The sequence below is a fragment of the Nonomuraea sp. NPDC001684 genome, from assembly GCF_053596515.1.
In genome coordinates, this window is the sequence record NZ_JBSFGJ010000349.1 from 1 (window position 1) to 9861 (window position 9861).

Annotated in this window: 8 protein-coding genes and 1 pseudogene; all 9 read right to left on the bottom strand. The window is 72.6% G+C overall.

The window, feature by feature from the left end:
• The coding region (locus ACWCSD_RS39030) for a class I SAM-dependent methyltransferase (protein ID WP_449922457.1) at positions 1 to 743 on the bottom strand (743 nt) is incomplete at its 3' end.
• A gap of 11 nt (positions 744 to 754) precedes the next feature.
• Entirely contained in the window at positions 755 to 2026 is a 1272-nt protein-coding gene (locus ACWCSD_RS39035; RefSeq protein WP_358295601.1) for a class I SAM-dependent methyltransferase, read from the bottom strand.
• 18 nt (positions 2027 to 2044) lie between these two features.
• On the bottom strand, positions 2045 to 3028 hold the full coding sequence (rfbB, locus tag ACWCSD_RS39040; RefSeq protein WP_352327799.1) for a dTDP-glucose 4,6-dehydratase: 984 nt from the start codon (positions 3026 to 3028) through the stop codon (positions 2045 to 2047).
• Between the two features lie 30 nt (positions 3029 to 3058).
• Complete coding sequence (locus ACWCSD_RS39045) at positions 3059 to 4414, bottom strand: nucleotide disphospho-sugar-binding domain-containing protein (RefSeq protein ID WP_387673392.1); 1356 nt, start codon at positions 4412 to 4414, stop codon at positions 3059 to 3061.
• A 5-nt stretch (positions 4415 to 4419) separates the two neighbouring features.
• Positions 4420 to 5772: a condensation domain-containing protein gene (locus tag ACWCSD_RS39050; RefSeq protein ID WP_449922460.1), complete on the bottom strand. Its 1353-nt coding sequence runs from the start codon at positions 5770 to 5772 to the stop codon at positions 4420 to 4422.
• Complete coding sequence (gene hppD / locus ACWCSD_RS39055; protein WP_449922462.1) at positions 5769 to 6857, bottom strand: 4-hydroxyphenylpyruvate dioxygenase; 1089 nt, start codon at positions 6855 to 6857, stop codon at positions 5769 to 5771. The genes ACWCSD_RS39050 and hppD overlap by 4 nt, the downstream gene beginning before the upstream one ends.
• A gap of 3 nt (positions 6858 to 6860) precedes the next feature.
• A complete protein-coding gene (locus ACWCSD_RS39060; protein ID WP_352359912.1) occupies positions 6861 to 7073 on the bottom strand; it encodes an MbtH family protein in 213 nt (70 codons plus the stop codon).
• A gap of 10 nt (positions 7074 to 7083) precedes the next feature.
• Positions 7084 to 8823 (bottom strand): amino acid adenylation domain-containing protein, encoded by a 1740-nt coding sequence (locus tag ACWCSD_RS39065; protein ID WP_449922464.1) that lies wholly within the window; start codon positions 8821 to 8823, stop codon positions 7084 to 7086.
• Positions 8824 to 8849: 26 nt separating this feature from the next.
• A pseudogene (locus ACWCSD_RS39070) lies at positions 8850 to 9767 on the bottom strand (NAD(P)/FAD-dependent oxidoreductase); the annotation flags it as partial.
• Between the last annotated feature and the right edge of the window lie 94 nt (positions 9768 to 9861).

The following is a 9861-nucleotide window of genomic DNA, read 5'->3' on the forward strand; positions in this document are numbered from 1 at the left end:
CCATCGCCGGCCTCCTCGCGCACGCCGACGAACAGCCCGGGGCTGTTGGGCCGGCCGTCGGCCAGCTTGAACGCGGGCCGGAACTCGGCCTGGCAGCCCGCCTTGGCGAACGCCTCCAGGTACTGGTCGCAGGTGAACAGGCTGGAGTACAGGACCTCGGCGAACTCCTTGAAACCCGAGGCGTCGGCGACCCTGAACCGCACCTCCAGCCGGCTCTTGCCGCCCTCCCTGCGCGAGTGCGTCATGCGGGAGATGACCAGCCCCTCCTCCACCAGCGTGTGGCCGCCGACGTGCCCGTCGAGGAAGTTCTCCGGGAAGTACCAGGGCTCGACGACGAGGACGCCGCCGGGCGCCAGGTGGGCCGCCATCCGGCCGACGGCCTCCACCAGCTCGTCGTAGGAGCCCAGCTCGCCGACGGCGTTGCCCATGCAGGTCACGGCGTCGAAGGTGCGTCCGAGGTCGAAGGTGCGCATGTCGCCGGCGTGCAGCGGCACGCCGGGCAGCCGCCGTCCGGCGACCTCCCGCATGTCGGGCGACAGCTCGACCCCCTCGACGTGGTCGAAGAGCTTGGCGAAGGTCTCCAGGTGCGCGCCGGTGCCGCAGGCGACGTCGAGCAGCGAGGCCGCGTGCGGCGACCGCTCCCTGATGATCCGGTCGAGCTCCCGGGCCTCGCCCTCGAAGCTCTTGCCGCGGCTGCGGAAGACGCGGTCGTAGTACTCGGCGTGGTCGGATCCGTATTCCATGCAGATCTCCTTCAGGCCACCGCCGGGACGGGCTCGGCCGTCACGACCCTCGGCTGCGGGATGGGGATGATGAACTTGCCGCCGCGGCGCAGGAAGTCCTGCTCCTTGGAGATGATCTCGTCGGCGTAGTTCCAGGCGAGCAGCAGGTAGTAGTCGGGCTGCTGGTCGCGGGCCTGCTCGGGCGAGCGGCAGGGGATGCGGGTGCCGGGCAGCAGCCGGCCGTGCTTGAGACTGGTGGTGTCGCTGCAGAAGCGCACCTCGGCCGGGCCGAGCTCGCAGAACTGCAGCAGGGTGGTGCCCTTGGACGGCGCGCCGTACCCGGCGACGGTCAGGCCGCGCCCGGCCAGGTCGCGCACGAGGTCGCCGATCTGCTTGATCACCTGGTGGGCGCGCTCGGCGAAGGCCAGGTAGGCCTCGTCGGAGTCGAGGCCGCTCTGCCGCTCCAGCGACAGCAGCCGGTTCACGGAGGGGCGGGCAGGGTGGGCCGAGCCCTCCCTGGCGGCGAAGACGACGATCGAGCCGCCGTGCACGGCCGCCCGCTCGACGTCCACGATGCGCAGGCCGTGCCGCGCGAACAGGTGGCTCAGCGTGGTGACCGAGTAGTACGACAGGTGCTCGTGGTAGATCGTGTCGAACTGGTTCTCCTCCAGCAGGTCCAGCAGGTACGGGACCTCGATCGCGACCAGCCCGTCGGGGGCCAGCACGGCGGTGGCGCCGTCCAGCACGTTGTGCACGTCGTCGATGTGGGCGAAGCACTGGCGGCCGAGCACCAGTTTGGCCTCGCCCTGCTCGGCGTGGATGCGGCGGCCCTGGTCGGCGCCGAAGAACTCGGGCAGCGTGCGCACGCCGCGGGCGTTGGCGATCTCGGCCAGGTTCTCGGCCGGGTCCACGCCGACGACCCGCTGCCCCTGCTCCTGGAAGAGCGCGAGCTGCAGGCCGACGTTGCTGCCCAGCTCGACGACCAGCTCGCCGGGCGCGAGCCCGGCCCGGCGGGTGCACCAGCCGACGATGCGCCGCATGTGGCCGGTCATCTGGTCGGACTCGGAGGTGACGTACACATAGTGCCGGAACAGCACGTCGGGCCTGATCACGTGCCGGATGGCCATCAGCCGGCAGTTGCGGCACACGATGACGTCCACGGGGTAGGCGGGCTCCTCGGCCGGGAGGTCGGCGGGGTCGAGGAAGCCGTTGGCCAGCGGCACGGACCCGAAGGAGGTGACCTCCAGCCAGTCGTCGCGCCCGCAGACCCGGCACGTGTCAAGACGTCGGACAATGTCCTGCATGGCTTCTCCTCATGATCTTCAGTGGGCGGCCACGGCGAGCTCGCGGTGCTTGAGCGGTTCCCACCAGGACCGGTTGTCCCGGTACCAGGCGACGGTCGCGGCCAGCCCGGTCTCGAAGTCGACCGACGGCGCGTAGCCCAGCTCCCGCTCGATCTTGGAGATGTCGAGGGAGTAGCGCAGGTCGTGCCCCGGCCGGTCGGGAACGTGCTCGACCATGTCCCAGCCCGCGCCGCACGCCTCCAGCAGGCGGGCGGTCAGCTCCAGGTTGCTCAGCTCGCTGCCGCCGCCGATGTGGTAGACCTCGCCGGCCCGGCCGCGGTCGAGGACCATCCGGATGGCCCGGCAGTGGTCGGAGACGTGCAGCCAGTCGCGCCGGTTGCCGCCGTCGCCGTACAGGGGCACCCGGCGGCCTTCGAGCAGATTGGTGACGAACAGCGGGATGACCTTCTCGGGGAACTGGTAGTGGCCGTAGTTGTTGGTGCAGCGGGTGATCACGACGTCCAGGCCGAGCGTGCGGTGGAAGGCCAGCGCGAGCAGGTCCGAGCCGGCCTTGGAGGCCGCGTACGGCACGTTCGGCGCGAGCGGCGTCTCCTCGGTCCACGAGCCCTCGGCGATGGAGCCGTACACCTCGTCGGTGGAGACGTGCACGAAGCGGCCGACGCCGTGCCGCAGGGCCGCCTCCAGCAGGGTCTGGGTGCCCAGCACGTTGGAGCGCACGAAGCCGGTCGCGCTGACGATCGACCGGTCGACGTGCGTCTCGGCGGCGAAGTGCACGATCGCGTCCTGCCCGGCCACCACCTCGTCGGCCACGAGCGGGTCGGCGGTGTCGCCCTGCACGAAGCGCAGCCCCGGGTGGCCGGCCACCGGGTCGAGGTTCTCCAGGTTGCCGGAATAGGTGAGCTTGTCCAGGACGGTGACCCGCGTGCCCGGCGAGTCGCGCAACGTGGCTCTGACGAACTCCGAGCCGATGAAACCGGCGCCGCCGGTGACCAGGATCCGCAACTGTCCGCCTCCTGTCTGAGGGGTCGACGGCTACCGGGCGGCGGCGGTCAGCCGCTCCAGCTCCGCGACGATGTCGGTCGGGCTCGGCGTGGCCAGCCAGTCCTCGTGGATGGCGGCCGCGCCCTTGGTGAACGAGGGGTCCTTCAGCACGCGCAGCAGCTCGTCGCGGATCTCGGCCGCGGACTGCGTCTGGTGGTTGATCCGCACGCCGGCGCCGCGCGTGGTGACGTACCGGGAGGTTCGGGTCGAGGTGAGCTGTTTCTGGCACTGGAGCTGCCAGTCGATGCCGCCCTCGACGGGGGTGCCGACGAGCCGGTTGTGCTCGTCGGTGTCGCAGACGACCTGCGGGACGTTCATGGCCGAGGCGGCCGCGAAGGTGCCGATCGAGCCGTGGTGGATGATCGCCGAGCAGGTCGGCAGGAGCTGGTCGAGCGGCACGTAGTCGAACACGCGCACGTTGGCGGGCAGCGGGCGGTCCAGGTCGAGCAGCTGGTTGGCGTCCAGGGTGGCGACGACCTCGGCGTCCAGGCCGTCCACGGCCTCCATCAGCTTGGCGGTGCGCCCCCAGTCGCCCTTGAAGAACGTGCGCATCGACACGCCCAGCGAGATCGCCACCCGCGGCCGCTCCGGCGGTCGGCGCAGCCACTCGGGCACGACGCTCGCCCCGGTGTAGGGGACGTACCGGACGGGCAGGCGGCGCACGCCGGGGGTGGGCAGGCTCATCCCGGGCGGGAACGGGTCCACCGTCCAGTCGCCGAGCAGCAGGTTGTCGTCGACGGTCACGCCGTACCTGTCGGCCAGCGGGCCGATCACCCCGGTCATGGGGTTCCGCTCGCCGCTGCCGGCGAACTTGTCCGCGGCCCAGGCGGTGTAGTCGGGGGCCAGCAGCGTACGGGCGTGGGCGGCGCCGCAGACCCGGGCCGCCACCGCGCCGCACGGGAACCACGGATCCCACAGGACGAGGTCGGGCCGCCACTCGCGGGCGAACTCGACGACGGCCCGCACGTCCTGGCGGGGCTCCGGCGGATGGTAGTTGCGCATGGTCAGCAGCGCGAAGTGGTAGAAGACATCCCAGGGCGGGCGTTCCGCCTCGGTGATGCCGAGCGCGGCGACCAGGCGCTCCGACTCCTCGATCGTCGGGATCAGGCCGGCGAACCCGGGGTAGCCGCGGTCGTGCACCGACAGCGGCTCGGGCGCGCCGCAGGAGACCGCGGTCAGCCCGGCCGCGTTCACCGACCGGTGGAAGTCGGGCACCGAGACCCCGGTGTCGACGCCCGGCGGGGCCGCCACCACCACCTGGTGCCCGGCCGCCTGCAACGCCCAGGCGTAGGGCACGATCGGCAGGAAGTGCGCCGTCGCGGGGAAGACGGTGAACATCACGCGCATGGCGATCACTCCAGAGGCGAGTCGGGGGCGGCCAGGCCGGCGCGCAGGATCTCGCCGAAGTCGGCCACCATCGTCACGATCGTGCTCTCGGTGAACAGGTTGCTGTTGTAGGCGAAGTTGCCGAAGATCTCGCCGGAGGGGGCGATGTCGAAGGTGAGCAGCGCGCCGTCGGGGATGTCGGTGCCGTTGGGCTGGTCCAGCAGGCGTTCGCGGACCTCGGCGATCTCCAGGTCGCCGACGCGCTCGCCGTCCAGGCCGGTGGCGAACTGCCAGACCTGCAGCGCGCACAGCGCCTTGCTCTCCAGCGCGGCGTCGGCCATCAGCTCGGGCGCCTCGGCCACGATCTGCAGGAACGGGATCTCGTTGGCGTAGGAGTCCATGCAGGTGCGGCGGGAGCGCTCGACGACCTGCCGGAAGGTGGCGCAGCCGTCGAGGCCGGTGCGCAGCGGCAGGAAGTTGAAGAACGGCCCCACGGTCTCCTGGAACTCCGGCTGCCCGCGTCCGGAGCTGATCACCGGGACGACCAGGTCGGTGGCCCCGGTGATCCGGCTGAGCAGCACGTTGTAGGCGGCCAGCAGCACCATGAACGGCGAGCTGCGCATCGTCCTGGCGTAGCTGATCACCCGGGCGGAGACGTCCTTGGGCAGCGAGAACCGGTGGACCGGGCAGAGCTTGGCCAGCCCGGCCGACCTGGCGTGGTCGGTGGGGACGGCCAGCATGCGCGCCCCGCGCAGCAGCTCGGCCCAGAAGTCGCGGGCGGCCTGGGTCTCGGCGCTGCCGGCCTGCTCCTGCTGCCGTCCGGCGTACTCGTGGTAGGGCCGGGGCTCGGGCAGCGGCGGCACGGCGTGGCCGCGGCGCTCGGCGTAGCGGGTGACGATGTCGCGGATGAGCAGTTGCATGGACCAGCCGTCGCCCGCGGTGTGGTGCACGATCAGCGCCAGCACCGCGTCCTCGTCGTCGAACCGGCCGAGGATGGCGCGCAGGTGCGGCAGCTCCTGGAGGCTGTAGGAGCCGGCCTCGACCTCGGTCAGCAGCTCCTCGGCCCGCAGCGCGCGCTCCTCGGGGGCGGCGGCCGGCAGGTCGACCACGAGCAGCCGGGCCGGCGCGGACGGCTGCCGCACCTGGTACGCCTCCCCCTCCCCACGGGTGATCGTCATGTTGAGCGCGTCGTGCCGGTCGGCGACGTCGTCCATGGCGAGCTGGAGGGTGTCGACGTCGATGCGGCCGCGCAGGCGCCAGCCGACGACGATGTTGTAGCGGGCGCTGAAGGGCCCCTGGGCGTCGCCCTGGTCGAACAGGCGCAGGAAGTGCTGGGTGTAGGACAGGGGGTACCGGATCGCCGGCGGGGAAATGGTCATGCTGCCGCCTCCGTGCGGGCATCGCGTCGGCCGCTGCGCTGGAGCTCCACGGCCCGGTAGAGGGCGCTGATGTTGCCGCTGCCGAAGCTGCGGGCGCCCAGTCGCTCGATGAGTTCGAAGAAGAAGGTGTCGCGGGGGTGGGTGGAGCGGGCGAAGATCTGGTAGAGCTGCCCGTCGTGGTCCTCGTCGACGAGGATGTCGAGCCGGGCCAGGTCCTCCAGCGGGTACTTCACCGGCCGGACCCGTTCGGCGAGCAGGCTGTAGTAGACGTCGGGGGCGGTCAGGAACTCCACCCCGCGGGCCGCGGTGCCCTCCACCGCGGTCACGATGTCGGCGGCGGCCAGCGCCAGGTGCTGCACGCCCGCGCCGCCGTGGTCGCGCAGGAACTCGTCGATGTGGCCGGGCGTCCTGGTCACGTCCGGCTCGATCAGGGTGAACGTCACCTCGCCGCGGCCGCGGCTGCGCACGACCTTGGTGGTCATGGCCTGCGAGCCGACGGCGATGCGCTCGGCGAAGGTGAGGTCGAAGCCGAGCACCCGCCGGTACCACTCGACGGTGGCGTCGAGCTCCCCGGCCGGGACGCACACGGCCAGGTGGTCCACCTCCCGCAGCCCGAGGGCCGAATCGGCCGGCCGCGGCGCGGTGTCGCGGAAGCCGGGCAGCGCGCGCTCCCGTGCCCCGGCCGGGCGCTGCACGAACGTGTGCAGCACGTCGCCGAAGCCGTGGACGGCGGCCGTGACGAAGCCGTCGCGCCCGGCGGGGGCCGAGACCGGACGGGCGCCGCGCCGCACCGCCTCGTGGTAGGCGGCCGCGGCGTCGGGCACGCCCAGCGCGATGTCGGACACGCCGTCGCCGTGCCGGTCGAGGTAGCCGGCGCCGGGGTGGTCGGCGGCCAGCGGCTGGGTGAGCGTGAACCTGATCCGGTTCGCGCCCAGGGCCGCCGCGCGGGCCCGGCCGTCCTGGGCCGTGGCGTAGGCCGCCAGGCCCAGGGAGCCGGTCAGCCGGGCGGTCTCGCCGTCCAGGTCGCCGACGTAGAAGCCGATGTGGTCCAGGCGCAGGTCGTCGAAGATCGTCGTGGCGGTCATGGGCTATCCGGCGTCCGTCCGGGCGGCGAGACCGCGCGGGCGCAGGTCCGTCCAGTGGGCGGTGACGTATTCGGTGCAGGCGTCGCGGACGGCGGGGCCGAAGGCGACCTCCCATCCCGCGGGCACGTCGGCGAAGGCGGGCCACAGGCAGTGCCGGCCCTCGTGGTTCACCAGCACGCGGAAGGCCGCGTCCCGGTCGTCGAATGGGTTGCTCATCTCGTCCCTCTCACTGGGTGCGCGCGCCGGCCTCTAGCCATTCGTCCAGGCCGGCCACGGTCGCCGCGTCGAACAGGTCGCCGATGGACAGGTTCACGCCGAGCGCCGCGCGGATCCGGCTGACCAGCCGCATCGCCAGCAGCGACTGGACGTCCAGGTCGAAGATGCTGTCGTCCACGCCGACCCGCTCGACGCCGAACACCTCGGCGAACACCGTGCACAGGACCTCCTGGCGGGGGTTCTGCGGCGCGCGGTAGGCCGAGCCGGGCTCGGTGTCGGGGTCGGGCAGGGCCGCGCGGTCCACCTTGCCGTTGGCGGTCAGGGGCAGCGCGTCCAGCACGACGAACGCCGTGGGCACCATGTAGTCCGGCAGCGACGTGCGCACGTGGGCGCGCAGCGCGGCGGGGTCGGGGGCCTCGGCGGCCGGCACGACGTAGGCGACCAGACGTTTGTCGCCCTGCCGCGACTGCCCGGCCACGACGGCGACGTGCGCCAGCCCGGGATAGCCGGCCAGCACGGCCTCCACCTCGGCCAGCTCCACCCGGAAGCCCAGGATCTTGACCTGGTCGCCGGCCCGCCCGATGAACTCGATCTGCCCGTCGTCGTTGCGCCGGACCAGGTCGCCGGTGCGGTACATGCGCTCGCCGGGCCCGCCGAACGGGTCGGCGACGAAGCGCTCGGCGGTCAGGTCGGGACGGCCGTAGTAGCCCCGGGCCACTCCCCTGCCCGCGATGTACAGCTCGCCCTCCAGGTCGCCGGGGACCGGGCTGAGGCGGTCGTCGAGCACGTAGAGCCGCACGTCCCGCATCGGGCCGCCGACCGGCACGGTGGTGCCCAGCTCGGTGCCGGCGGTCAGGGGCGCGTGGGTGGAGAACAGGGTCACCTCGGTCGCGCCGTACATGGCCCGCACGGTCGTCCCCGGGCAGGCGGCCAGCACCTGGCGGACGGCGGCGGGCACGATCACGTCGCCGCCGGTGAGCACCTCGCGGACGCCGGCCAGGCAGTCCGCCCCCTCCTCGGCCACGACGCGGAACAGTCCTGCGGTCAGGTGCAGCCCGGTGATCCGCTCCTCGCGGATCAGCCGGCGCAGGGTGTCGAGGTCCGGCTCGCCGGGCGGCGCCACGACGATCGTGCCGCCGTGCAGCAGCGGCACCCACAGCTCGTACGTCGAGACGTTGAAGGCGTACGGCGCGACCATCAGGACGCGCTCGTGGGCGCCGGTGTCCCAGCAGGGGTCGAGGGCCAGGCCCAGCACGTCCCAGTGGGTGACCGCGACGCCCTTGGGGTGCCCGGTCGAGCCCGAGGTGTAGATGACGTAGGCCAGGTCGTCCGGGCCGGCGGCGACGTCCGGCGCCGTGGCCGGTTGCGCCGCGGTGGCGGGGTCGTCGTCGGCCAGCAGCGTCGCGGGGGCCGACGGCAGGCCCGCGGCGGCCTTGGCGCGGTCGGCGACCAGGACGGGCGTCCCGGACGAGTCGACGATCCACTGCCGGCGGTCGGCCGGGTAGGCGCTGTGGACGGGCAGGTAGCAGCCGCCCGTCTTGAGGATCGCGAGGAGCGTGACGACCAGCTCGGCCGAGCGCTCCATCAGCACCGCGACCGGCGTCTCGGGGCCGGCGCCGAGCCCGCGCAGGCGGTGGGCGAGGCGGTTGGCCCGCTCGTCGAGCTCCCGGTAGGTCAGCCGCACCGGGCCCGCCGACACCGCGACCGCGTCGGGCGTGCGCCTGGCCTGCTCGGCGACGTGTCCGTGCACAGTTGTAGGCGACATCAACGGGTTCCTCAGTCGTCGTGGAAGATGGCGTGGATGCCGGAGACGCCCGAGAGCATCGTGGCGAAGTCGATCTTGCGGGGGCGGAGCTTGCTGGGGTCGAGGGTCTTCTGCGCCCTGTCCCAGTACTCCTCCTTGTGCTTGGTGCGGTCGTAGAAGAAGCGCACGAAGTCCAGCAGGGAGTTCAGGAACTCGCGGTAGTCCTTCTCGTAGCGCGCCAGCACGGCCTCCTCCGAGGCCGGGTCGGCGAGGATCTCGTCCACCGCGCCGGCCAGCCCGTGGGCGCCGCGCAGCGCCAGGCCGACGCCGGTGGACAGCAGCGGGTCGATGAAGGCCGCCGCGTCGCCCACCAGGGCCCAGCCGGGCCCGTGGAAGCGGGTGCAGGTGTAGGACCAGTCGCGGATGCTGCGGAAGCCGCTGACCCGGGTGGCGCCCTCGGTCAGGGCCCGCACCTCCTCGGCGGCGGCCAGCTCCGAGGCGTACAGGTCCTCCAGGCTCTTGCCGGACTTCTTGTACTCCTCGATGGGGGTGACGTAGCCGACGCTCACCGTGCCGTCGTGCAGGGGGATGAACCAGAACCAGCCCGCGGGGCGGTTCTCGGTGACGGTGTCGCCGAAGCGCGTGCCGCCGTAGCGCTTGCAGCCCTGCCAGTACGACCAGACCGCGATGTTGCGCAGGTCGTCGTGGTACTCGATGAGGTCGAAGCGGCGGGCCAGCAGGTGCTGCTGCCCGGTGGCGTCGATCAGCAGGCGGCAGCGGGCGGTGCGCTGCTCGGCGTCGCCCTTCACCGTGTACGTGACGCCGGTGACGCGGTCGCCGTCGAACACCAGGTCCTTGACCGTGGCCTCCTCGAACACCGTCGCGCCCAGCTCCCTGGCCCTGGCCAGCAGGAGGGAGTCGAAGTCGGCGCGGCGCACCTGGTAGGCGTATCCGGGCCGGTCATCCCTTTCCCGACATCCCGGTCACCGTGCTCGGCGCGGGCGGCCGGGACGCCCGCAGGCAGAGCCTGGCGGCCCGCCTCGA

Bases quoted from the DNA above. Each gene is read 5' to 3' on its own strand.
- ACWCSD_RS39035 (WP_358295601.1), bottom strand. From the start codon at position 2,026: ATGCAGGACATTGTCCGACGTCTTGACACGTGCCGGGTCTGCGGGCGC.
- ACWCSD_RS39045 (WP_387673392.1), bottom strand. From the start codon at position 4,414: ATGCGCGTGATGTTCACCGTCTTCCCCGCGACGGCGCACTTCCTGCCG.
- ACWCSD_RS39050 (WP_449922460.1), bottom strand. From the start codon at position 5,772: ATGACCATTTCCCCGCCGGCGATCCGGTACCCCCTGTCCTACACCCAG.
- hppD (WP_449922462.1), bottom strand. From the start codon at position 6,857: ATGACCGCCACGACGATCTTCGACGACCTGCGCCTGGACCACATCGGC.
- ACWCSD_RS39060 (WP_352359912.1), bottom strand. From the start codon at position 7,073: ATGAGCAACCCATTCGACGACCGGGACGCGGCCTTCCGCGTGCTGGTG.